This is a genomic window from Herbaspirillum seropedicae (assembly GCF_001040945.1).
Classification (GTDB): Bacteria; Pseudomonadota; Gammaproteobacteria; order Burkholderiales; family Burkholderiaceae_D; genus Herbaspirillum; species Herbaspirillum seropedicae.
In genome coordinates, this window is the sequence record NZ_CP011930.1 from 2,345,822 (window position 1) to 2,369,492 (window position 23,671).

Consider the following 23,671-nt stretch of genomic DNA (forward strand, 5'->3'; position numbering starts at 1 on the left):
GAGCTAGTGGATGGCCGGACTTCAGGAGGCCATGTATTTCAGGTAATTGTTGAGTGAAGCATCCTGATCATTGATCTGGATGCCCAGGATCTGGAGGAAGTTGCCATCGCCACAACGTGCGTACAACTTGCCGCCTTCGAAGAACTTGTCTTGCATGCCATGGGCGCGCTGCAGGGCAGGGTGAGCCGATGGCGGAACCAGCCGGGTTCTCGTGACCGTAATTTTATCATCCGCGATTTCCTCGAAGGCGCCTGGATACGGCGGGGCCACCGCGCGCACCAGATTGTGGACCTCGCGGGCGGTCCGGCGCCAGTCGATGCGGCCGTCTTCGGGCTTGCGTCCGCCATAGTAGCTGCCCTTGGACAAGTCATTGGGCATGCTGGGCGTGCGGCCGGAAAGCATGGCCGGCAGCACGTTCCAGAGCGTCAGCTCAGCCGCCACCACAACCTTGCCGAAGACTTCATGGGCAGTGTCATCGGGCAGGATGGGCACCGAGGTCTGCGCCACGATGGCGCCGGCGTCCGGCTTGACGGTCATCTCGTGCAGGGTGGCGCCGGTTTCGGTTTCGCCGTGCAGCACCGCCCAGTTGATGGGAACGCGGCCGCGATACTTGGGCAGCAGCGAACCATGCATGTTGTAGGCGCCCCGCTTGGCCGCGGCCAGCACTTCGACGGGCAGCATATGGCGGTAGTAGAAGCTGAAGATGAAATCCGGCTGGGCCGCCTGCACCTGGGCCAGCAGCTGAGGCGACTTGGGGTCGGCAGGCGTGATGCAGGCAATGCCATGCTCGCGGCAGACCCCGGCCACGGAGCCGAACCAGATGTTCTCGGTGGCGCTGTCTTCATGCGTGACTACCAGGGAAACCTGCACGCCACGGGCGAGCAAGACCTTCAGGCAGCGCACACCCACATCATGGTAGGCGAATACGACGGCGTTCATGTGGATTGATTGTCTTCTGCAGAGGATTGTTCGAGGATGGCCTGCACCACGTAGCGCGGGCGTGCCCGCACCTGCATGTAGATGCGGCCGATGTATTCACCCAAGAGGCCGATGGAGAACAGGATCACCCCCATCAGGAAGAAGGTGATGGCGAAGAGGGTGAAGACACCGCCCACTTCGGCGCCGATCAGCAGGCGGCGCAGCACGATCAGGATGAACAGCGCCGCCGAGGCGAAGGACAGGCCGATGCCCAAGAGCGAGAAGAACTGCAGCGGCACCAGCGAGAAACCGGTCACCAGGTCGAAATTCAGGCGGATGAGGCTATAGAGCGAATACTTGGATTCGCCGGCCGAGCGCTCCTCGTGCTCGACCACGATCTCGGTTGGGTTGCGCGAGAAGGTGTAGGCCAATGCAGGCACGAAGGTATTGATTTCGCGGCATTTGTTGACCAGATCGATGACGTTGCGGCCATAGGCGCGCAGCATGTTGCCCTGGTCGGTCATCTTGATGCGGGTGATCTTTTCGCGCAGGCGATTCATGGCCTTGGAGGCATAGGTGCGCCAGGCCGAATCCTGGCGCTTGCGGCGGATCGAGCCGACGTAGTCGTAGCCCTCGCGCATCTTGGCCACCAGGTTGCCGATTTCTTCGGGCGGGTTCTGCAGGTCGGCGTCGAGGGTGACGACGATGTCGCCCCGGGTTGCCTCGAAGCCTGCCATGATGGCCATGTGCTGGCCGTAGTTGCCATTGAACAGGACCACCCGCGTCACGTCCGGACGCAGGCGATACTGCTCGGCCAGGATGCCGGCGGAGCGGTCGCGGCTGCCATCGTTGACGAAGATGACTTCATAGCTGTAGCCCAAGGCGTCCAGCGCCGGGTAGAGGCGCTCGAACAGTTTGGAGAGCCCCGATTCCTCGTTGTAAACCGGGATGACGACGGACAGTTCTGGTTTCATCAAATCTCTAGTGCTGGAAATGCTGGTACTGAAATAAATCAAAGGCCCGAGGCACCACGACGCAGGTCGGTCGCGGCGGTCAGGCCAGCTGGTCAGGCAAGGTGAGGCGGGTTGCGCAAATGCAATTTCGGGCGGCGGATGCGCGTTTTACCGATTGATGCCGAATTATGCCGAATTTCTTTGCAATTCGGCAAAAATCAGCCAAGCACGGATTTTACTGTCTCTACCGAACGGACAACGTCATCTTTACTCATTGTATTGAACATGGGCAGGGAGACGATGCGCTGGCCCACGCGCTCGGCCACCGGGAACATGCCTTCGCCGAAGCCGCGCTCGCGGTAGAGCTTGAGCAGGTGGATGGCCGGATAGTGGTAGCCGATGCCGATCTGCTTTTCCATCATCTTTTCCATGAAGGCCGCGCGGGTGATGCGCTCGGGCAGCACCAGCTGGAACATGTGCCAGTTGGAATTCTCGAAGTCGGCCACCGGCAGTTGGGCGCCATAACGGCTCTCGAAATCGCTGCCGAAGCAGGCAAAGTAGTGGCGCGCCAGTTCCTTGCGATGGGCGGTGATGGCGTCGATATGGGCAAACTGGCCCAGGCCGATGGCGGCCGCCACGTCGGTCATGTTGAACTTGCCGCCCAGCACGTCCACTTCGAGACCGTCGAAACCACTGCGGGTGACGCCTTGCAGACGGTATTTCTCGGCCAGGCGCGCTTCCTCGGCGTTGTTCAGGACCAGGAAGCCGCCTTCGGAACTGGTGATGTTCTTGTTGGCCTGCAGGCTGAAGGAAACGAAATCGCCAAAGGCGCCGATGCGCTTGCCGTTCCAGGTCGAGCCCAGCGCCTGGGCAGCGTCTTCCACCACGCGCAGCTTGTGCTTGGCGGCAATGGCGTAGAGGCGGTCCATATCCACGGGCAGACCCGACAGGTAGACCGGGATCACCGCCTTGGTGCGCGGGGTGATGGCGGCCTCCAGCTTGTCCAGGTCGATGTTGCGGGTGATCGGGTCGATGTCGGCAAAGACCGGCGTGGCGCCGGTTTCCAGGATCACGTTGGCGGTGGCCACCCAGGAGATCGGCGTCGTGATGACTTCGTCGCCCGGACCTACGCCAGCGATGCGCAGGGCGATCTCCATCGTGCAGGTGCCCGAATTGAAGGTGCGCACGATGCGCCCGCCCAGGTAGTCGGACAAGGCCTTTTCGAATGCCTGCACCTTGGGGCCGCTGGTGATCCAGCCCGAGCGCAGCACTTCGCCGACGGCGGCGATGGTGGGCTCATCGATGGTGGGTTTGGCAAAGGGGAGGAAAGGCAGGCTCATGTTGTATTCCGGTCAGACGATATTCGGGAAGGAGGCGGCAGCCGCAAGCGCGGCAGCCGCCCGGGCGCACCGGCAGGCCGGGCGCGGCAAGGCGCTATTGTAAATCAGCTTCGGGTCAGCAAGACCACGCCGACGATGATCACGCCGATGGCCAGGAGGCGCTGCAGCGAGACCGCTTCGCCCAGGAAGTACCAGGCGCCCACGGCGTTGATGATGTAGCCCAGCGAGAGCATGGGGTAGGCCACGGTCACGTCGACCCGCGACAGGCCGATGATCCAGACCACCACCGAGATCACGTAGCAGGACAGGCCGCCGATGATGGGCAGTTGCATGGCCAGTTTCAGCCCGGTCGAGAACCAGTTCTCGGCCGTCAGGTGGATCGCGCCCACGGCGTTGGTCCCGGCCTTGAGCAGCAACTGGGCCACGGCATTGAGGCAGATCCCGGCAAAGATGAAGCCAAAGGTGGTCAGGTTCATTTCGCCGCCTTCTTTTCTGCAGCGTCAGGCGCGGGGTCGTTGGCCACGATGACGCGGCGCGGGTCCTGGCCGATCAGACGCATGGGCAGCTTGCGCTCCAGCAGTTGCTGGTAGATGGTGGGGTTGATGATGGCGATATCCTTCTTGCCGGCGGCGTGGTCGGCCACCCATTGCGCCACGAAGGCATCCACCGTCGGCAGCCACAGCTGCGGCTCCTGCTTCAGGCCGAAGGCCATTTCATCGGCATGCTGCACCAGGGTCATGGTGCGGCGCAGGTAGAAGGGCAGCGACTGCTCATAGCGACCCACCAGGTAGATCGGGGTTTCAGGCTTGAGCTCGGCCTGCAGCGCCGGCACATAGTCCACGCCAGCCGAATAGCGGCCCTGTGGTTCGTGGCCCAGGATCAGCAGCTGGCCCGCCAGGAAGGCTGTGGCCGCCAGGGCGGTGACAGCGCCGTCCTTGTTCTGGCGCGCCAGACGGATGGCGGCGATGCCGCCGATGAAGAAGATCAGCGCGCCGGCATACAGGTAGGGCATGTGCGCCTGCACCAGCGGCAGCGAGTAGGCATCCTTGGCCAGTTCGGGAACGCGCGGAATGAAGGCCAGCGCCACCGCCGAGGGCAGCGCCACCAGCGAGCCGGCCCAGGCCAGGGCCTTGTGGTCGGCTTCTTCCAGGTAGCAGGCGATCAGCAGGGCCAGCGCCGGGAAGATCGGCAGCACGTAGGAGGGCAGCTTGGAGTCCGAGATGCTGAAGAACACGAAGATGAACACCGCCCACACCAGCAACAGCCGCTTGGGCTGGAAACGCCCGCCGTTCAGGCTGTTGTAGCCGGCGGTGTCGCGCTGTTCGCGGGTGCCTTTCCAGAGGCTCTGGAAGAACACGCCCAGCCAGGGAATGATGCCCAGCAGCAGGATGGGAATGAAGTAATACCACGGGCCGGTGCGGCTATGGATCTTGGTGGTAAAGCGCTGGAAATGCTCGTGGATGAAGAAGAACTGCGGGAATTCCGGGTTGCGCAGCGACACCGCCACGAACCAGGGCGTGCAGATCGCAAAGAACAGCAACAGGCCCTTGACCAGGTGCAGCCGCTTCCAGATCGCCCAGTCACGCGCAAAGAGGGTGTAGAGCACCAGCACCGCACCCGGCAGCACGATGCCGATCAGCCCCTTGGAGAGCACGGCCAGCGCCATGCCGGCCCAGCACAGCAGCATCCAGTTGCGCTGGCCCTCGCGGGAAGCGCCGTCGCGCTGCGCCATGAGCAGGGCGCACAGGGCGATGGTCATCATGCCTGACAGGCCCATGTCCAGCGTATTGATGTGGCCCATGCCGGCCCAGAAGAAGCTCGACGCCAGCACCAGCGCCGCATAGTAGCCCACGCGGGCGCTGAAGACGCGCTTGCCGGTGTAGGCCGCCAGGCCAATGCCCAGCAGGCCGCACAGGCCCGTCCACAGCCGCGCCTGCCATTCGCCCAGGCCGAACAGCTCGAAGGTGATGGCGTTCATCCAGGTCTGCAGCGGCGGCTTTTCGAAATACTTGATGCCGTTCAGGCGGGTGGTGATCCAGTCCTGCGTGGCCACCATTTCGCGCGCCATCTCGGCGTAGCGGCCTTCATCGGTGGGGACCAGGACGCGTGCGCCCAGCATCCAGAACCAGACCAGCAGGAAGAGAATGAGGAGCGTCCAGACGAACGCCTTGGATTTGTACAGTTCGCGCATTGACAGCGGTTCCTTGTGCGGGTTCTTCGGTTTTTTGTCGCTGCAAAGAGCGGATCAGGCCTGGGGCGGGATGATCAGGGCCAGCGCCACCTTGCGGCCTTCGGCCATGAGGATGTTGTAGGTCCGGCAGGCGGCCTGGTTGTCCATGCATTCCACGCCGATGCGGCGCGCGGTCAGCACCGTGGTCAGCTTGGGGTGGACGAAGCGCTGGCGTTCGCCGGTGCCCAGGATCACCACGTCGGGCAGGGTGGCGTCGATCTGCTCGAAGTGCGCTGCGGTGAGCGCCTCGAAGCTGTCCACCGGCCACGGTACCGGCTCGCTTTCGGGCAGCACCAGGAGGCTGTTGGTGAAGCGGATCGCATTGAGCTCGACCCCCTCTTCATCGTAGGCGGTGACGGTCTGGTATTGCTTGGTTTCGGTTGAATGGAGCTTCATCGCAGGATGGGCTGCAGCGCAGCCGTGGCCGGGTTACGTTGGAGGCGTGGCGAGGCGACGGCGCCGGGATGTCATTCCGACATGCATCGCAGCAACAGGGTCGTAAAGTGCAGCATTGTAGCCGTTTCCTACCCTGGCGCACGCCTATTTGATTGATAAAATGCTTAGCTTTGGGCAAAATGGCCGGTTCCCGGCTTGCCCTGCGGGCTGCGTCCGGGGCGGCTTTGCAGCGCTTGAGCCTGGTCTTGCTTGCGCCGCAGCACAACTGGTGCACCATCAGCGACCATGGCAATGCGTCGTGATGGAGGCGCCAGGCGTGAAAAGGTTCCTGGGGCTGGCCGACAATGGCGATCCGTCCGGGTCGTCTGACAATGAGTAGAAGTTGAGGAAGAGGAAGAGCTGTGCGACCGATTCAGAAATCCAAGAAACTGGCAGATGTGTGCTACGACATTCGGGGTCCCGTGCTGGAGAAGGCGCGCCAGATGGAGGAAGAGGGCCACAAGATCATCAAGCTCAACATCGGCAACCTGGCCGCCTTCGGCTTCGACGCGCCCGACGAGATCGTGCAGGACATGATCCGCAACATGGGCAACGCCTCCGGCTACACCGATTCCAAGGGCCTGTTCGCCCCGCGCAAGTCGGTCATGCATTACACCCAGCAGAAGAAGATCGAGGGTGTCACCATCGATGACATCTACCTGGGCAATGGCGCCTCCGAACTGATCGTCATGAGCGTGAATGCGCTGCTCAACACCGGTGACGAAGTGCTGGTCCCTTCGCCCGACTATCCGCTGTGGACCGCCGCCGTGAGCCTGTCCGGCGGCACCCCGGTGCATTATGTCTGCGACGAGCAGCAAGGCTGGCAGCCCGACATCGCCGACATCAAGAAGAAGATCACTCCCAACACCAAGGCCATCGTCGTCATCAACCCCAACAACCCCACCGGGGCGCTGTATTCGGTGGAGGTGTTGAAGGAAATCATCGAGCTGGCGCGCCAGCACCAGCTGATCATCCTGGCCGACGAGATCTACGACAAGGTGCTCTACGACGGCAACACCCACACCTCGCTGGCTTCGCTGGCCGACGATGTGCTGTTCATCACCTTCAACGGCCTGTCCAAGAACTATCGTTCCTGCGGCTACCGCGCCGGCTGGATGGTGGTCTCGGGCGAGAAGAAGCATGCCCGCGACTACATCGAGGGCCTCAACATGCTGGCCTCGATGCGCCTGTGCGCCAATGCACCCGGCCAGTTCGCCATCCAGACCGCGCTGGGCGGCTACCAGAGCATCAACGATCTGGTCGGCCCGCAAGGCCGCCTGACCAAGCAACGTGACCTGGCCCATCAGCTGCTGACCGATATTCCGGGCGTGAGCTGCGTCAAGCCCAAGTCGGCGCTGTACATGTTCCCGCGCCTGGATCCGGAGATCTATCCGATCAAGGACGACCAGGAATTCGCCTACGAGCTGCTGGCCGAGGAAAAGGTGCTGATCGTCCAGGGCACGGGCTTCAACTGCCCCACGCCGGACCACTTCCGTGTGGTGTTCCTGCCCAATACCGACGACCTGACCGAGTCCATGGGCCGCATCGCGCATTTCCTGGAAGGCTATCGCCGCCGCCACGGCACGGCCTGACCGCTTCAGCAGTCCCCGTCACGCCCGCGCGGGCAGGTGTGGCGGTCATTTTTCACCAACCACGAAGACAATATGAAATCCATCAAAGTAGGTTTGCTCGGCATCGGCACCGTGGGTTCCGGTACTTTCAATGTTCTCAAGCGCAACCAGGAAGAGATTGCGCGCCGTGCTGGCCGAGGCATTGAAATTACCATGGTGGCCGATCTCAACACCGAGCGCGCCACCGAACTGACCAATGGAGAAGTCAAGGTTGTCAACGACGCCAACCTGGTGGTGAGCAATCCCGACATCGACATCGTCATCGAGCTGATCGGCGGCTATGGCATCGCCAAGGACCTCGTCCTCAAGGCCATCGCCAACGGCAAGCACGTGGTCACGGCCAACAAGGCCCTGATCGCCACGCATGGCAACGAGATCTTCAAGGCGGCCCAGGAAAAGGGCGTCATGGTGGCCTTCGAGGCGGCCGTGGCCGGTGGCATCCCCATCATCAAGGCGCTGCGCGAAGGCCTGACCGCCAACCGCATCCAGTGGATCGCCGGCATCATCAACGGCACCACCAACTTCATCCTCTCCGAGATGCGCGACAAGGGCCTGGACTTCGACGTCGTGCTCAAGGAAGCGCAGCGCCTGGGCTACGCCGAAGCCGACCCGACCTTCGACATCGAAGGTGTGGACGCGGCCCACAAGCTGACCATCATGGCCTCGATCGCCTTCGGCATCCCGGTGCAGTTCGACAAGGCCCACGTGGAAGGCATCACCAAGCTGCAGGCCAGCGACATCACCTATGCCGAGCAGCTGGGCTACCGCATCAAGCTCTTGGGCATCACCCGCCAGACCGCCAAGGGCATCGAGTTGCGCGTGCATCCCACGCTGATCCCGGCTGCGCGCCTGATCGCCAATGTCGAAGGCGCGATGAACGCCGTGGTGGTGCGCGGCGACGCCGTCGGCGAGACCCTGTACTACGGCAAGGGCGCCGGTTCCGAGCCGACCGCCTCGGCAGTCATCGCCGACCTGGTCGATATCACCCGCCTGGCCACCGCCGATCCGGAACATCGCGTGCCTTACCTGGCCTTCCAGCCCAACGCCATGGCCGATACTCCGGTGCTGCCGATGTCGGAGGTCTCCACCAGCTACTACCTGCGCATGCGCGTGGCCGACCAGGCCGGCGTGCTGGCCGATGTCACCCGCATCCTGGCCGATTCGACCATCTCCATCGACGCCATGCTGCAGAAGGAGCCGGCCGAAGGTGAACAGCAGACCGACATCATCATGCTGACCCACCAGACCCAGGAAAAGAACATCGAGGCCGCCATCGCCAAGATCGAGGCGCTGACCACCGTGATGGGGACGGTCACCAAGATCCGCCTGGAAGAGCTGGCCTGATCGCAGTCCTGAGCCTTGCTGCAACGAAAAACGGAGCCCTCGGGCTCCGTTTTTTGTTCCTATGCGAACCTCGGGGCTGGCTTACTTCTTCAGCTCAAAGGTGCAGACCGCCTGCAACATGGCGTCGCCCACCGACATCGGCTTGGGTTTGATGAATTCCATGCCCTTGAGGGCGTCGGAGTGATCGCGCTTGTCGCCCTTGCCATCGTTCTCGGCGAAGATGATTTCGCGCACCAGCTTCATGGTCCCGGCCTTGCAGTTGTATTGATGCAGGTCCTTGTAGGACTTCAGGGTGGGGAAGCTCTTGTCGCCATTGTTGGGGCGCGCCTCCTTGAAGTTCCACAGCGACCAGGCTTCGCGCACGCCGCCGGATTCGACGATGGAATCGGTATCGATCAGCAGTTCAGCCTGGTCGGTGCCGCCCAGGGATTGCCAGTTCTCGGCGTGGGCCGGCAGGCTTGCCAGCACCGCGCCAAACAGGCCGGCCGTGGCCAGCAGGGTCTTGATCTTGATGTTCATGCCGTTTCCATCCTTGTTGAGTTTGAATAGCGTCTTTGAGGGAGCCTGCGTGCAAACATTCCCGGCCAGTAGAGAGACCGGGCGGCACAGCAAGAAGTGGCGCAGCATAGCCCGGCCATGGCCGTGTTTCAAGCCTGGTAACGTTTTATTTCAGCTTGATGATCCACGGCAAGTGGCTGCCGGGGCAGCGCCGGGGCGGTTTTTGCGGCAAATCCCCGGCTGCGCTTTTGTGCAGCGCCCTCAGGCCGTATAATCGTGGACTTTCTTCCCACTTCACGCTCCAGCCGCCTACGGCGCATCCAACCGACATGCAATACGTCTCCACCCGCGGTCACGCTGCAACACCTTCCTTCTCCGAAATCCTGCTGGGTGGCCTGGCCCCGGACGGTGGCCTGTACCTGCCGGCGCAGTACCCCCAGGTCAGCGGCGCCGAACTGGACCAGTGGCGCAAGCTGTCCTATGCCGACCTGGCCTTCGAGGTGCTGCGCAAGTTCGCCACCGACATCCCCGAGGCCGACCTCAAGGCGCTGGCGCACAAGACCTATACCGCCGACGTCTATCGCAATACCCGCGCCGGCGAACATGCGGCCGAGATCACGCCGCTGCGCACGCTGGAAGAGCAGGGTGGCAAGAAGCTGGTGCTGCAGAGCCTGTCCAACGGCCCCACGCTGGCCTTCAAGGACATGGCCATGCAACTGCTGGGCAACCTGTTCGAATACGCGCTGGCCAAGCAGGGCGCGGAATTGAATATCGTCGGCGCCACCTCCGGCGACACCGGCAGCGCCGCTGAATACGCCATGCGCGGCAAGAAGGGCATCCGCGTCTTCATGCTGTCGCCACACAAGAAGATGAGCGCCTTCCAGACCGCGCAGATGTTCAGCCTGCAAGACCCCAACATCTTCAACCTGGCCATCGAAGGCGTCTTCGATGACTGCCAGGACATCGTCAAGGCCATCTCCAACGACCTGGAGTACAAGGCCGCCAAGAAGATCGGCACCGTCAACTCGATCAATTGGGCGCGCGTGGTGGCCCAGGTGGTGTACTACTTCCGTGGCTACCTGGCCGCGACCACCAGCAATGAACAGAAGGTGTCCTTCACCGTCCCCTCGGGCAACTTCGGCAACATCTGCGCCGGCCACATCGCCCGCATGATGGGCCTGCCCATCGACAAGCTGGTGGTGGCCACCAACGAGAACGACGTGCTCGACGAATTCTTCCGCACCGGCATCTACCGCGTGCGCAAGTCGGCCGAGACCTACCACACCAGCAGCCCCAGCATGGACATCAGCAAGGCCTCCAACTTCGAGCGCTTCGTCTATGACCTGCTGGGCCGCGACAGCGCCCGCGTCAAGGACCTGTTCCACAAGGTCGAGACCGCAGGCGGCTTCGACCTGAGCGGCCAGGCCGGCAGCGACGGCAACGAATTCACCAGCGTGATCCAGTATGGCTTTGCCTCGGGCAGGTCCACCCACGCCGACCGCCTGGAGACCATCCGCTTCGCTGAAAAGACCTACGGCATCACGGTCGATACCCACACCGCCGACGGCATCAAGGTGGCGCGCGAGCATCTCACGCCGGGCGTGACCATGATCGTGCTGGAAACGGCCTTGCCGGCCAAGTTCAACGAAACCATCCGCGAAGCCCTGGGCCGCGATGCCGACCGTCCGGCCGGTTTCGAGAACATCGAGGCGCTGCCCCAGCGCTTCGAAGTGATGCCGGCCGATGCGGCGCGGGTGAAGGCCTACGTGGCGCAGCACACCGGCCTGTAAGCCGCCTGGCTGAGCGTTCAACGCCGCCCGCGCCACTGGCCCGGGCGGCGTTTTTCATGCGGCGCGCAAGGGCGTCGATTGCATTAGAATGTCGGGTCGCTGTATCGACCAGAAAACAACGCTGACCCGTTGCCCGATCTTCTTCGCAGGCCTGCCATGTCTTCCACGCCCAATTCTTCCACCCCCCCGTCTTCGGCCAAGCCGGCACGCGCGCCCATGCAAAGCGTCAGCCAGGCGCTGGAGACCCTGCTGTCTGCGGCCGTACCGGTCGCACAGCGCGAGATCATCGATACCCTGGACGCCTGCGAGCGCGTGCTCGCCGAGCCGGTGACGGCGTCCATCGACGTGCCGGGGATGGACAATTCGCAGATGGATGGCTATGCCGTGCGCGCCGCCGATTGCGCCTCGGGCCAAGCGCGCCTGCGCGTTTCCCAGCGCATCCCGGCCGGCCACGTCGGCCAGCCGCTGGAGCCCGGCACGGCGGCCCGCATCTTCACCGGCGCCATGATGCCGGCGGGCGCCGACGCCGTGGTCATGCAGGAAGCCTGCGAGGCCGATGGCGAGCATGTGGTGATCCGCCACGTGCCCGCAGCGGGCGAATGGGTGCGCACCATCGGCGAAGATATCCGCCAGGGCAGCACCATCCTCGCCGCTGGTACCCGCCTGCGCCCGCAGGAACTGGGGCTGGCTGCCTCCATCGGCCAGGCACAGTTGCAGGTGCTGCGTCGCGTGCGGGTGGCGGTCTTCTTCACCGGTGACGAGCTGACCATGCCGGGCCAGCCGTTGAAGCCGGGCGGCATCTACAATTCCAACCGCTTCCTGCTGCGTGGGCTGTTGCAGAAACTGGGTTGCCAGGTCAGTGACTTCGGCATCGTCCCGGACAGCCTGCAGGCCACCCGCGAGACCTTGCGCGAAGCCGCCCGCGAGCATGACCTCATCATCACCAGCGGTGGCGTCTCCGTGGGTGAGGAAGACCATGTAAAGCCGGCGGTAGAAGCCGAAGGCCGCATCAACATGTGGCAGATCGCCATGAAGCCCGGCAAGCCGCTGGCCTTTGGCCAGGTGCGGCGCGGGGAGGGCACCGGTGAAGCCTTCTTCATGGGCTTGCCGGGCAATCCGGTCTCGTCCTTCGTTACTTTCCTGCTGTTTGTGCGCCCCTTCCTGCTGCGCCTGCAAGGTTTGCCCCGCGAGGCCGTGCTGCCCCAGGCGGTCGCCCTGCGCGCCGATTTCGACTGGCCCCGCGCCGACCGCCGCCAGGAATTCCTGCGCGTGCGTCGCAATGCGCAAGGCGGACTGGACCTTTTCCCCAGCCAGGGTTCGGCTGTGCTGACCTCGACCGCCTGGGCCGACGGCCTGATCGACAATCCGCCTGGACAGACCATCGCCGCTGGCGACATGGTGCAGTTCCTGGCGTTCGATCATCTGCTGAACTGAACTCATCAAGGACATCCCATGAAAATCGAACTGCGTTTCTTCGCCAGCGTGCGCGAAGCCCTCAAGACCTCGCAAGAAGTGATCGAGCTGCCGGCCAGCGTGAAGACGGTGGGCGACGTGCGCGCCTTCCTGATGGGGCGGGGCGGCATCTGGGCCGAGGTGCTGGGGCCGGAAAAGAACCTGCGCATGGCCTACGACCACGAGATGACCGAGGCCGATACCGAAATCGCCGACGGTGGCGAAGTGGCCTTCTTCCCGCCCGTCACCGGTGGCTGAGATGAGCACCCGCCGCGATCCTGCCGCCGCTACGCTGGAGCATTACAGCAGCCATGCCGAAAGCTTTCGCGAGGGCACCTGGGATCATGACGTCAGTCAGAACATGGCGGCGCTGCTGGACGCCCTGAGCGCCAGGCCAGGTGCTGCCGGACAGGGACCGTTCACGATCCTCGACTTCGGCTGCGGTCCTGGACGCGACCTGATCGAATTCACCCGGCGCGGTCATGTGGCGGTGGGCCTGGACGGTACCGCCGAATTCGTCGAGATGGCGCGTGCGGCCAGCGGTTGCGAGGTCTTGCATCAGGATTTCCTGAAGCTGGAGCTGCCGCAGCAGCACTTCGACGGCATCTTCGCCAATGCCTCCTTGTTCCATGTGCCGTCAGCGGAGCTGCCGCGTGTACTGGGGCAATTGCGCGCCAGCCTCAAGCCCGGCGGCATCCTCTTCAGCTCCAATCCGCGGGGTGGCGATCTGGAGGGCTGGAGCGGTCCGCGCTATGGCGTCTGGCATAGCCTGGAAGGCTGGCGCGGTTACCTGGAGCCAGCAGGATTCATTGAATTGCGGCATTATTACCGCCCCGACGGGTTGCCGCGCGAGCAGCAGCCGTGGCTGGCCAGCGTCTGGCAAAAGACGGAAGACCCGCGCCAAGCGGGCTGAACCAAACATTCGGAAATCCGGATTCTTTGGGAGGAGACACGGCCTGCGCCAAACAGGCCGGCGGAGGGGGTGCACAAGACATCGTTCAATGAAGCGATGCGCATTCATCCACACCTGAAGAAGGAACCATCTTGATTTCGACTCATCTGGCCGCCTGGGCGGCCCAGGACACCCAGTTGCTGCTGGTGACGCTGACCGCACTGGTCACCATCGTGGTGCTGATCAGTTTCCTGTCCATCGCACCTTTCCTCTCCATCCTCATCGGCACCTTCGTGGCTGGCATCGGCGCCGGCCTGCCGCTGGAAGACATCGCCAAGGCCTTCAGCAAGGGCGCCGGCAGCCTGCTCGGCGAAGCCGGCATCATCATCGCCCTGGGCGCCATGCTGGGTGCGCTCATGGCCGAATCCGGCGCGGCCGACCGCATCGTCAACACCCTGCTGCGTTATGCGCGCGGCAGCTTCATCCCCTGGATGATGGCGCTGGTGGCGCTGGTGGTGGGTCTGCCGCTGTTCTTCGAGGTCGGGCTGGTGATGATGGCGCCGATCATCTTCGTCATGGCGCGCCGCTCGGAACTGCCCATCATGCGCGTGGCCATTCCGGCGCTGGCGGGCATGACGACCCTGCACGCATTGCTGCCGCCGCATCCGGGCCCGCTGATCGCCGTCTCGGCCTTGCATGCGGATCTGGGGACGACCATGCTGCTGGGCTTCATCGTGGCCATTCCTGCGGTGATCATCGCCGGTCCCCTGTATGGCAACTTCATCGCGCCGCGCCTGAATCTGGCCGAGCCAGACCAGATCGGCAAACTGTTCAGCGCACGTGAAGGGCAGTCGCAACCCAGCTTCCTGGTGGCGCTGGTGACCATCCTGCTGCCGGTGGTGCTGATGCTGGGCCGCACCGTGGCGCGCATCTGGGTCACGCCCAAGACCGAGCTCTTCGAGATGCTCAATTTCTTTGGCGAACCCATCATCGCGCTGACCGTGACGGTGCTCTTCGCCGTGGTCGTGCTGGGCTGGGGCCAGGGCAGCAGCCGCTTCGAGGTCGGCGCGACGCTGCGCCGCGCCTTGCCGCCGATCGCCGGCCTGCTGCTGACCATCGGCGCCGGTGGCGGCCTGAAGCAGACCCTGCTGTCAGCCGGCATCAGCGACACCATCACCAAGATCGCCGATGGCACCCACATGCCGCTGATCCTGCTGGCCTGGATCATCGCCGTGGCGCTGCGCCAGGCCACCGGTTCGGCCACCGTCGCCACCACGGCCACTGCGGGCATCGTCGCGCCCCTGGTGGCGGGTTTGTCGGCCACGCACAATTCCTTGATGGCGCTGGCCATCGGTGCGGGTTCGGTGTTCTTCTGCCACGTCAATGACGCCGGCTTCTGGATGGTCAAGGAATACTTCGGGCTGAACCTGAAGCAGACGCTGGCCACCTGGTCGGTCATCCAGACCCTGGTGTCGGTGATCGGCCTGGGCATGACGCTGGTGCTATGGGGGCTGCTGGTCTGATCCTGGCCTGCTCGCGGGCAGGCCTGCGCTGGTAGAATCGCAGCCTGCATTTCTTTTTCTGACCAGCCATGCCCGTCCGCGTCCAGACTGCCGATTTCGATCTTTCCACTGAAGTGGCGCAGTTGCGCCTGTCCAATCCGCGGGTCGGAGCGGTGGTCAGTTTCGTCGGGACCGTACGCGATCTCAACGAGGGGGCAGCGGTTTCCGAGATGGAGCTGGAACATTACCCGGCCATGACCGAACGCGCCCTGGAGCAGATCGTCGCGCAGGCCAAGGCGCGCTGGCCCATCTTCGATGCGCTGGTGATCCATCGCGTCGGCCCCTTGCTGCCGCGCGAGCAGATCGTGCTGGTGGCGGTGACCTCGCCCCATCGCGGCGAAGCCTTTGCGGCCTGCGAGTTCATCATGGATTACCTCAAGACCCAGGCGCCGTTCTGGAAGAAAGAGCAGACGCCGCAAGGCGAGCGCTGGGTCGACGCCCGCGAGAGCGACGACACTGCGCTGGCCAAGTGGTCACAATAAGGCGCGGCCGCCCGGGACGCTGATCGGGCGCACCGCCATCAACGGCACACAAGGGGAGCTCGTCTTGCCATTCACTTTCCGTTTTCCCCGCATCCCGGGTTTGCCCACCACGGCCACGGCGCCGTTCTGTCCTTCCGAAGTCGCCGGCACGGTCCAGGTGCCGCGTGGCGCGTCGGTCTGGCAGAAGCTGCGCATCTATGTCGGCCCGGGGCTGCTGGTCTCGATCGGTTACATGGACCCCGGCAACTGGGCCACCTCCATCCAGGCCGGCGCGCAGTTCGGTTACCAGTTGCTGTTCGTGGTGATGCTCTCCAGCCTGGCGGCCATCGTGCTGCAATGCCTATGCGCCCGGCTGGGCATCGCTACCGGCAAGGACCTGGCGGTGCATTCGCGCGAGCATTATCCGCCGGCGGTGGGCAAGGGCATGTGGGTGCTGGCCGAACTCTCTATCATCGCCTGCGACCTGGCTGAGGTGCTGGGCTGTGCGCTGGCCTTCAATCTGCTGCTGGGCGTGTCGTTGCCGGTGGGGGTGTTGCTGACTGCGCTCGATACCCTGATCGTGCTGGGTTTGAAGGGCAGGGGATTCCGCCAGGTCGAGGCCATCATACTGGGGCTGGTCATCACCATCGCCGCCTGTCTGCTGGCGCAACTGGCCTTCGTCAAGGCGGACTGGCACGAAGTGATGCAGGGCTTCGTTCCCTCCCTGCAGGCCATCTCCAGCCGTGAGCCGCTGTACCTGGCCATCGGCATCATCGGCGCCACCGTGATGCCGCACAACCTCTACCTGCATTCCTCCATCGTCCAGACCCGCAGCGTGCAGCGCGATCCGGCGTCGTTGCTGGAGGCAGTGCGCTATACGCGGGTCGATACCACGGTGTCGCTCTTGATCGCCATGGTCATCAACGCCACCATCCTGATCCTGGCCGCTGCGGCCTTCCACAAGAGCGGCAATACCCAGGTGGCCGAGCTGGATGAGGCCTACCACCTGCTGGACCCCATCACCGGCTCAGCCATGGCGGCCATCCTCTTTGGCGTGGGTCTGTTTGCGTCGGGGCAGAGTTCGACCTTCACCGGCACCATTGCCGGACAGGTCATCATGGAAGGCTTCCTCAAGCTGAAGATTCCCTGCTGGCAGCGTCGCGTCATCACGCGTGCACTCGCTTTGGTGCCGGCGCTGATCGGCGTGCTCACGCTGGGGCCGCACTCGGTGGGCAAGCTGCTGGTGGCCAGTCAGGTGGTCCTGTCGCTGCAATTGCCCTTTGCCATGTATCCGCTGATCCGTCTGACCAGCCGCCGCGATCTGATGGGCGATCTGGTCAATCGCTGGTGGGTCAGCGGCTTGGCGTGGGTGCTGTTCGCGGCCATTTCAGCGGCCAATGTGTGGCTGGTCTGGCAGGTGTTTGCAGACTAGCGCCTGCATTACTTTCACATCAAACTATCATTATTGATCTGGATTTTGCCGGTAATAATGATAGTATGGTGTGTATATGAAGACCTCCTGCACACTTGAAGTTCATATCGACGGTGCCTGGCGCCAGGCTGGCGGCTTGGCGCTGACCGCAGCTGTCGAGCAGGGCATGGCAGCATCGACTTTCTTCGCCTATGAAACCGTACATGCCATCGATTACCTGGGCCGGCGGGATGCTGCTGCCTTGTCGGTGAACCTGCCGGTGGCGCTGGACAACCTGAGCGAACCGCGCTGGCCGGCCTTCCTGATCGACCTCTTGCCTCAGGGGTATGGCCGCGCCGAGCTGTTGCGGCAGCTGGGTCTGGATGAACGGACCGAAGCCAGCGCCGATTGGCCGCTGCTGTGTGCCGGCGCGGGCAACCCCATCGGCAATATCCGCGTGCTGGAAGCCTGGGAATGGGTGCAGGCGCGCAGTGCGCCGCAGTTGCGTGGCTTCGCCATGGAAGAGATCGCTGCGCGTTCGGAAGACTTCAACGAATATCTGGCGCAGCACGGCCTGTTCCTGGCGGGGTCGTCGGGGGTACAGGGCGAGTGGCCCAAGATCCTGCTGACCCGCGCCCGTGACGGCTTGTTCTACCTGGACCACGCCTTGCCCGATGAACTGGCCGAACGCCATTACATCGTCAAGTTCGGGCGCGGGCCCGATCCCGACCTGGCCGACATTCTGCGCTTGGAGGCTCCCTACATGCAGATGGCTGCTCGTCTGGGCCTGCACGTCCACGCGCCGCTGGAACTGCACGGCAAGGCCTTGTTCATTCCCCGTTTTGACCGTGAAGTGCGGGGCACGCAGGTGCTACGCCATGCGCAGGAAAGCATCGCCTCCCTGTGCGGCGTCACCGGCTTTGCGGCCATGCCCACCCACAATGCCGTCTGTGCACGGCTAGGGGAGGTCGCCACCGATCCGGTGACGGAGATCATCGAATACCTGAAGCGCGACATCGCCAACATTGTCCTGCGCAACAAGGACAATCACGCCCGCAACACTGCGATCCGGCGCGATGCACAGGGGCGTGTCGGTCTGACGCCACTGTTCGACTTTGCGCCCATGTGGCTGCATCCGGACGGTATTGCACGCCGCATGCGCTGGGAGCGCGATGACGGCGGTTCCCCGCAATGGGCCAGCGCCATCGCGCAGGCATGCGAGGCAGCGCAGATCGACCCGGGACCGGTGAAGTCGGCCGTGCGCGAGATGGCATTGCCATTGGCCGATCTGTTGGACTATGGCCGCAGCCTGGGAATCGAATCCAACTTCCTTGACCCGTTGGCGGCCACCGTGGCGCAGGTACGGGCGCAGCTGGAGGCGCTCTGAATGGACAAGCGCTTCAAGCCCCTGAGCGCCATCGAGCAAATGGAAGAGCGGCGCGCGCTCTTCGATGAGCTGGCGGCCCATCCGACCTTGCCGGTCCCGGCCGTGGTCCGCAAGATCCGCACCACCTTGCGCCTGACCATCGCCGAATACGCCAAGCTGTGCGGCGTCTCGGCCCGCACGCTGCAAGACATCGAACGGGGTGAATCCAGCCCTACGCTGGCCACCGCCGACAAGCTGCTCAAGCCGGTGGGCATGAGCGTGGGCGCCGTGGTACGCAAGCGCCCATGAAAAAGGCGACCTGCTGCCAGGTCGCCTCATTTCTCCATCTCATCCTTCAGAGCATCAGTTCTTGGCCACCGCCGGCTGCTTGCCGCTACCCGGTTCCAACACCACCGTGCAAGTCAGCCCCGAGGCCAGCAGCACGTTCTCCGGCACCTTGTCGAGCTGGATGCGCACCGGGATGCGCTGGGCCAGGCGCACCCAGTTGAAGGTCGGGTTCACATCGGCAGTCAACTCGCGGCTTTGCGGATTGTCGCGGTCGTAGATGCCGCGGGCGATGCTGTCGACGTGGCCTTCCATGGAAGCGCCGTTGATCAGCTGGATCCTGGCCCGGTCGCCGATGGACAACAACGGCAGCTTGGTCTCTTCGAAGTAGGCATAGACCCAGAAGGAGTGGCTGTCGATCACCGCGATCTTGGCCGCGCCGGCTGCCGCATAGTCGCCACGGCGCACGTTCAGGTTGGTGATGTAGCCATCCACCGGCGAGAAGACCTTGGTGCGCTCCAGGTTCAGCCTGGCGGTATCGCGCTGCGACAGGGCGGCCTGGTATTGCGCCTGGGCGCCTTGCAGCTGGGCCTGGGCGGCTTCCAGTTGGGCTTGCGAGGCGGTGACCTGGCTGCCGGCGTCTTCACGGGCTTCGCGCGAGACCACCAGCGCATCGACATCAGCACGGCGGCGGGCCTGGGCGCGGCGCATGTTCAGGTCGGCGCGACGGGCTTCCACTTCAGCGCGGCGCACGTCCAGCTCGGCCTTGCGGGCGGTGACGGCGGCTTCTGCCTGCTGCAGCGCCAGCGTGTAGCGGGCCGGGTCGATTTCCATGAGCAGGTCGCCTTTCTTGACCAGCTGGTTGTCGCGCACCGGCAGGGCTACGACCTGGCCTGAGACGTCGGGAGCGATGTTGACCACTTCGGCACGTACGCGGCCGTCGCGGGTCCAGGGCGAATGCATGTAGTGCTGCCACAGGCTCCAGGCCAGCAGGATGGCCAGCAGGAAGATGGCCGTGGTGATGAGAACGCGGAAGATCGATTTGACCGACATGATGAACTACTCCTGAATGTTGCTTTATCTTTTCGTAAGGGATGGGTGCGCAAGGGCCCCGCAGGCTAGCGATACACCGCCAGGCCCAGCAAGGCCGCCAGGCAGACGAACAGGCTGACCCGGAACAGCGCCGGATGCCAGGTCAGCGCGTAGAAGCCCAGGCGCACCAGCACCCGGTCTGCCAGCATGGCCAGCACGGCAGCCACCACCGCCAGCAGCAGGACGGTCGGAATATAGGCGTCGAAGAAGGAAATCTCACGTGGCATGGCGCTCTCCCGTTGTGTTGTTGGTCGCCCCGGCGCGCATGGTGTGCAGCGGTGATTGTTCATCGAGCAGGGCGGTACGGATGAAATGCAGATAGCTCAAGGTGCGTTGCAGGCGATGGCGTTCGCTGCGTTCGCGGTAATGCGGGCCGATGGCGGTCTGGACCTCGGCGATGGTGGCGTCATTGGCCGCCAGGGCGCTGGCCAGGGTCGTTGCCGAGGGCTGCGCGAACAGCGCCGGGATGGCTTCGCGCAGGCGGTTCAGGGCGGCATAGGCGGAGGCCGGCAGCAGATCCGGTGCCTCGGTGCGGATGCCATGCAGCTCGTTGCGCAGCTCGATGATGGCGTGACCTACTTCCAGGGTGGCGAACATCCAGCCCAGCGCCTTCTGGCGCAGCAGCGGGCGGCTGGTGGTGAACATCGTGATCTGGTGCATCAGGTCGCGGGTGCCGCTCTCGAACTTCAGCGCGAGATGGGCCAGCTTGCCGAAACAGGCGTCGACCACCTGCTTGCGCAACTGCTTTTCCAGCACTCGCACGGTCCAGTCGGTGGTGGGCGGCAGCAGCACCATGAAGGCCACGGCGGTGACCAGCAGCGACACCACCAGGGCCACCGATTCGTTCAGATAGCCGGCTGCGTTGAAATGCGCAAAGTTGTCGGGCACCGCCAGGAAGGGGAAGAAGATACAGATCCCCAGGCCATAGCCGGCCCACTTGGGCTTGGTGGTCAGGTAGACCGCCAGCATCAGCACCGGCATGAGCGCGCTGGCCAGCATCCAGTAGCCATCCAGGCGCGGCAGGATGTGGAAGGTGTAGACGTAGCCGGCCACGGCGGCGAAGAGCACGCCGATGGCGACCGTGCGGGTGGCCTTGGCGGGATCGGGCGCGGCCGAGGTGATGGCGCAGAAGGCGGCGGCGTTGAGTACGGCCACGTCGCCGCTGGGCCAGCCGCTGGCGATCCAGAAGCCGGCCAGGCACAGCATCACGACGGCCGCGCGGGCGCCGGCGATGAGGGCGGTGGTCATGCTGGTCTTGGGCGCATAGGAATGCTCCCATTGCTCGCGCTCATGGTGGCGTTGGGTCATCGACGCATAGGTGAGGGTGTAGGCGTGCAGTTCCTCGATGACGCGATAGAGCAGTTCGGAGGCCGTATCGAAGTCCAGCATGGCGCTGTCGCTCTGGCATTGCCCGGCCAGCGTGCTGCGGGTGGCGCGCACACGGCGCGGCAGTTCGCGCTTGTAGGCGTCCAGCTTCAGGGCGGCGTCGGCGGCATCCAGTGCGCTCATGACCGGCTCGCCGCTGGCGCGGGTGAGCAGGGGTTGCACTTCGCGGAAGTAGGGCGAGATGGCGTCGATGACCACCTGTGCGCTGGCAGCCGGGTTGGCGTGCAGACGGTTCATCAGCTGGTGCAGCGCGTGCATGCGGGTGGACAGGGCCATGAACTCGCTGTTCATGCGGGTCAGCCGGCCGCTGCGCAGGCGCACTTCGGGGTCTTCGAAGATGGCCGCGCTGCGCATGGCTTCCAGGCCGATGATGTCGCCCACGAAGCGGGCATTGGTGGCTTCGAGCTGCTTGCGATCGGCGCTGCCGCCCAGGGTGGCGCTGATCAGGTCGACGAAGGCGGTGAAGCGGCCACGGATGATGCGCACCAATCCCGGGGCGCTGGCCTGCGGAAACACCAGCGCGCTGACCAGGCCGACGCAGACGATGCCGACCATGATCTCGGTGACCCGCGTCATCACCGAATCAAAGGTGATGGCCGGATGCAGCGCCGCCGGCAGGCCGATGAGCGCGACCGTATAGCCCGACAGCACGAAGCCATAGGAGCGGAAATTGCGGTTGTGCGCCGAGCCTACCGTACACAGTCCGATCCACAGGGCCGAGGCCAGCAGGAACAGCTCGGGCGTCTGCGCAAACAGGCCCACGAAGACCACGATGGCCATGGAGCCCACCAGGGTGCCGATGACGCGATAGAAGCTCTTGGCCAGGATCATGCCGCTTTGCGGCTGCATCACGATGAAGACCGTGATGAGCGCCGAGCGCGGCGATTCCAGGTCCAGGCCATAGCCGATGCCCAGCGCCAGCAGGCCGGCCAGGACCATCTTGAAGACATAGACCCAGGTCGGCGCATCGCTGCGCCACCAGTCGGCGGCGGCCTCGCGCAGCTTTGCCTTGAAGGGCAGGGCAGGGTTGCTCATCGTGCCGCCACCTTGGCCGGTGCGGCCTCCTCGATGCCGCCGCCCAGCGCGGTCTGCAGGGCCGCATAGGCCGCCAGCCGCTGCGCCTGCAACTGCTGCACGATCTGCTGCTGGCGCAGCCATTGGGTCTGCGCGTGCAGGACATTGAGATAGTCGGTCAGGCCGCGCTGGTAGGCGCGGGTGGCGATGTCGACGTTCTTTTGCGCGGCTTGCACCGACTGCTGCGCCTGCTCTTGCTGGCGCGCTACCGACTGCAGGGTCACGACCTGGTCCGAGATGCCCTTGAGGGCCTGCGAGAGCAGGGCGTTGTAGTGCTCCACTTCGATGTCATAACCGGCGCTGGCCGCCCCCAGTTGACCGCGCAGTCTCCCACCCTCGAAGATCGGCAGCGAGATCGCCGGGCCGTAGGTGGTCTGCAGGTTGGGTGCGGAGAGGAAGGAGAACAGGCCGCCGCCAGCGGCCGCCGGGCCGATGCCGGCCAGCAGGTTGATATTGGGATAGAAGGCCGCCTTGGCCACCGAGATCCCCTTGGCAGCCGCTTCCACGCGCCAGCGCGCGGCGCTGATGTCAGGACGGCGGCCCACCAGGTCGGCAGGCAGCGCGCTGGGCAGGCCCAGGCTGGTCTGCAGTTGCATGCCCGGTCGCGTGACGCCATCGGCCGCGCCAGGGCCGGCGCCCAGCAGCGCGGCCAGCTGGTTGCGGATGAGGGCGATGTTTTCGTGCAGGGCTTCGATCTGGCGGCGAGTCTCGGGCAAGGGGGATTCGGCCTGGGTAATTTCCAGTTGCGTGCCGAGGCCACCCTTGAAGCGGCGATGGGCCAGATCGAGGATCTTCTGTTCTTCCTTCAGCAGGGCTTCGGTGTTGTCCAGCAGGCCATATTGCAGCGCCAGTTGCACGTAGGTGCGCACCACATTGCCTTCCAGGTCCAGCTGGGCGGCGCGGGCGTCCGCGGCCACTGCGTGCATTTCGTCCTGGGCGCGCAGGGTGGCGTTCTTGTTGCGGTCCCACAGGTCGACGTTATAGGACAGCCCCAGCGTGGCGGTGTTGTTCCAGGTCAGCTTGTTGCGGAAGGCAGCGCCGTAATAGACGTTGTCGGACCAGTCCTTGCGGCCTACCGACACATCCAGCTGGGCGCTGGGCAATTCGCCGGCATGCGCCACCACGGCCATCGACTGCGCCTGGCGCACCCGGGCGGCGGCCACCGCCATGCTGGGGTTGCCGGCCACGGCGCGGGTCACCAGTTGATCCAGCTGCGCATCGCCATAGGCCTGCCACCAGGCGCGCTGTGGCCAGCCCGCTTCGCTGGCGGCCTGGCGGATGGCCTGTCCGGCATCCAGCACGGCCACGTCGCGGACCTGGGCTTGCGGCTGGATGCCGCCCTGGTCGGCGCAGCCGGCCATTGTCAGCGAGAGCGCAATGACGGTCAGGACGGGCAGCTTGGAGAATGCGATACGTGTCATGGAATTACCCGAAAATATGCAAATATCTGAAGATATGTATTCTATTTTGTAATTATTTTTGGAAAAATCTGCTATTTGGCAATTGTTTATCTCAGAAGTGGCAATAATGATTGCTCCGATCTGGGTAACA

At 64.2% G+C, this 23,671-nt stretch carries 22 protein-coding genes; 11 read left to right on the forward strand and 11 right to left on the reverse strand.

Translation table 11 applies throughout. The features are described 5' to 3' along the window. Positions 1–21 precede the first annotated feature (21 nt). The 6 genes from ACP92_RS10390 to ACP92_RS10415 form a co-directional block, all read right to left on the reverse strand. Positions 22–939: a formyltransferase gene (locus ACP92_RS10390; protein WP_013234068.1), complete on the reverse strand. Its 918-nt coding sequence runs from the start codon at positions 937–939 to the stop codon at positions 22–24. Continuing rightward, positions 936–1,892: a glycosyltransferase gene (locus ACP92_RS10395; RefSeq protein ID WP_013234069.1), complete on the reverse strand. Its 957-nt coding sequence runs from the start codon at positions 1,890–1,892 to the stop codon at positions 936–938. The genes ACP92_RS10390 and ACP92_RS10395 overlap by 4 nt, the downstream gene beginning before the upstream one ends. A gap of 197 nt (positions 1,893–2,089) precedes the next feature. Beyond that, positions 2,090–3,211, reverse strand: a complete 1,122-nt coding sequence (locus ACP92_RS10400) for a DegT/DnrJ/EryC1/StrS family aminotransferase (RefSeq protein WP_013234070.1) — start codon at positions 3,209–3,211, stop codon at positions 2,090–2,092. A gap of 104 nt (positions 3,212–3,315) precedes the next feature. Next, a complete protein-coding gene (locus ACP92_RS10405; protein ID WP_013234071.1) occupies positions 3,316–3,687 on the reverse strand; it encodes an EamA family transporter in 372 nt (123 codons plus the stop codon). Further along, complete coding sequence (locus ACP92_RS10410) at positions 3,684–5,402, reverse strand: glycosyltransferase family 39 protein (protein ID WP_013234072.1); 1,719 nt, start codon at positions 5,400–5,402, stop codon at positions 3,684–3,686. The genes ACP92_RS10405 and ACP92_RS10410 overlap by 4 nt, the downstream gene beginning before the upstream one ends. Before the next feature lie 54 nt (positions 5,403–5,456). Next, complete coding sequence (locus ACP92_RS10415; protein WP_013234073.1) at positions 5,457–5,837, reverse strand: Mth938-like domain-containing protein; 381 nt, start codon at positions 5,835–5,837, stop codon at positions 5,457–5,459. Between the two features lie 401 nt (positions 5,838–6,238). Here ACP92_RS10415 and ACP92_RS10420 point away from each other — a divergent pair, with 401 nt between their 5' ends. Together ACP92_RS10420 and ACP92_RS10425 are read left to right on the forward strand one after the other, a co-directional pair. Beyond that, positions 6,239–7,468 carry a pyridoxal phosphate-dependent aminotransferase gene (locus tag ACP92_RS10420; protein WP_013234075.1) on the forward strand — a complete coding sequence of 410 codons (1,230 nt, stop codon included), beginning with the start codon at positions 6,239–6,241 and terminating at the stop codon, positions 7,466–7,468. A 72-nt stretch (positions 7,469–7,540) separates the two neighbouring features. Next, positions 7,541–8,851 (forward strand): homoserine dehydrogenase, encoded by a 1,311-nt coding sequence (locus ACP92_RS10425; RefSeq protein WP_013234076.1) that lies wholly within the window; start codon positions 7,541–7,543, stop codon positions 8,849–8,851. Positions 8,852–8,932: 81 nt separating this feature from the next. Here the strand turns inward: ACP92_RS10425 and ACP92_RS10430 are convergent, their stop codons facing one another. Continuing rightward, positions 8,933–9,370 (reverse strand): surface-adhesin E family protein, encoded by a 438-nt coding sequence (locus ACP92_RS10430; protein ID WP_041310602.1) that lies wholly within the window; start codon positions 9,368–9,370, stop codon positions 8,933–8,935. Positions 9,371–9,678: 308 nt separating this feature from the next. On the opposite strand from ACP92_RS10430, the gene thrC reads away from it, so the two are divergent. The 9 genes from thrC to ACP92_RS10475 all read left to right on the forward strand — a co-directional run bounded on the left by thrC (position 9,679) and on the right by ACP92_RS10475 (position 18,592). Continuing rightward, entirely contained in the window at positions 9,679–11,139 is a 1,461-nt protein-coding gene (gene thrC, locus ACP92_RS10435; protein ID WP_013234078.1) for a threonine synthase, read from the forward strand. Between the two features lie 216 nt (positions 11,140–11,355). Further along, positions 11,356–12,573: a molybdopterin molybdotransferase MoeA gene (locus ACP92_RS10440; protein ID WP_435528679.1), complete on the forward strand. Its 1,218-nt coding sequence runs from the start codon at positions 11,356–11,358 to the stop codon at positions 12,571–12,573. An 18-nt stretch (positions 12,574–12,591) separates the two neighbouring features. Further along, a complete protein-coding gene (gene moaD, locus ACP92_RS10445) occupies positions 12,592–12,849 on the forward strand; it encodes a molybdopterin converting factor subunit 1 (protein ID WP_013234080.1) in 258 nt (85 codons plus the stop codon). A gap of 1 nt (position 12,850) precedes the next feature. Continuing rightward, positions 12,851–13,504 (forward strand): class I SAM-dependent methyltransferase, encoded by a 654-nt coding sequence (locus tag ACP92_RS10450; protein WP_013234081.1) that lies wholly within the window; start codon positions 12,851–12,853, stop codon positions 13,502–13,504. A gap of 131 nt (positions 13,505–13,635) precedes the next feature. After that, positions 13,636–15,006 carry a GntT/GntP/DsdX family permease gene (locus tag ACP92_RS10455; protein WP_013234082.1) on the forward strand — a complete coding sequence of 457 codons (1,371 nt, stop codon included), beginning with the start codon at positions 13,636–13,638 and terminating at the stop codon, positions 15,004–15,006. A 68-nt stretch (positions 15,007–15,074) separates the two neighbouring features. Then, complete coding sequence (gene moaE / locus ACP92_RS10460; protein ID WP_013234083.1) at positions 15,075–15,527, forward strand: molybdopterin synthase catalytic subunit MoaE; 453 nt, start codon at positions 15,075–15,077, stop codon at positions 15,525–15,527. A gap of 64 nt (positions 15,528–15,591) precedes the next feature. Further along, positions 15,592–16,938 carry an Nramp family divalent metal transporter gene (locus tag ACP92_RS10465; protein ID WP_013234084.1) on the forward strand — a complete coding sequence of 449 codons (1,347 nt, stop codon included), beginning with the start codon at positions 15,592–15,594 and terminating at the stop codon, positions 16,936–16,938. 76 nt (positions 16,939–17,014) lie between these two features. Next, entirely contained in the window at positions 17,015–18,304 is a 1,290-nt protein-coding gene (locus ACP92_RS10470) for a type II toxin-antitoxin system HipA family toxin (protein WP_013234085.1), read from the forward strand. Further along, positions 18,305–18,592 carry a helix-turn-helix transcriptional regulator gene (locus ACP92_RS10475; RefSeq protein ID WP_013234086.1) on the forward strand — a complete coding sequence of 96 codons (288 nt, stop codon included), beginning with the start codon at positions 18,305–18,307 and terminating at the stop codon, positions 18,590–18,592. A 54-nt stretch (positions 18,593–18,646) separates the two neighbouring features. Here the strand turns inward: ACP92_RS10475 and ACP92_RS10480 are convergent, their stop codons facing one another. From ACP92_RS10480 to ACP92_RS10495, 4 genes are all read right to left on the reverse strand, one after another. Beyond that, the gene (locus ACP92_RS10480; protein WP_013234087.1) at positions 18,647–19,621 is read right to left on the reverse strand and encodes an efflux RND transporter periplasmic adaptor subunit; all 975 of its coding nucleotides are present in this window, start codon (positions 19,619–19,621) and stop codon (positions 18,647–18,649) included. Positions 19,622–19,686: 65 nt separating this feature from the next. Then, entirely contained in the window at positions 19,687–19,887 is a 201-nt protein-coding gene (locus ACP92_RS10485; RefSeq protein ID WP_041310605.1) for a DUF1656 domain-containing protein, read from the reverse strand. After that, positions 19,877–22,081 carry an FUSC family protein gene (locus tag ACP92_RS10490; RefSeq protein ID WP_013234088.1) on the reverse strand — a complete coding sequence of 735 codons (2,205 nt, stop codon included), beginning with the start codon at positions 22,079–22,081 and terminating at the stop codon, positions 19,877–19,879. The genes ACP92_RS10485 and ACP92_RS10490 overlap by 11 nt, the downstream gene beginning before the upstream one ends. After that, positions 22,078–23,541, reverse strand: a complete 1,464-nt coding sequence (locus ACP92_RS10495) for an efflux transporter outer membrane subunit (protein ID WP_013234089.1) — start codon at positions 23,539–23,541, stop codon at positions 22,078–22,080. Before ACP92_RS10495 ends, ACP92_RS10490 begins: the two co-directional genes overlap by 4 nt. Between the last annotated feature and the right edge of the window lie 130 nt (positions 23,542–23,671).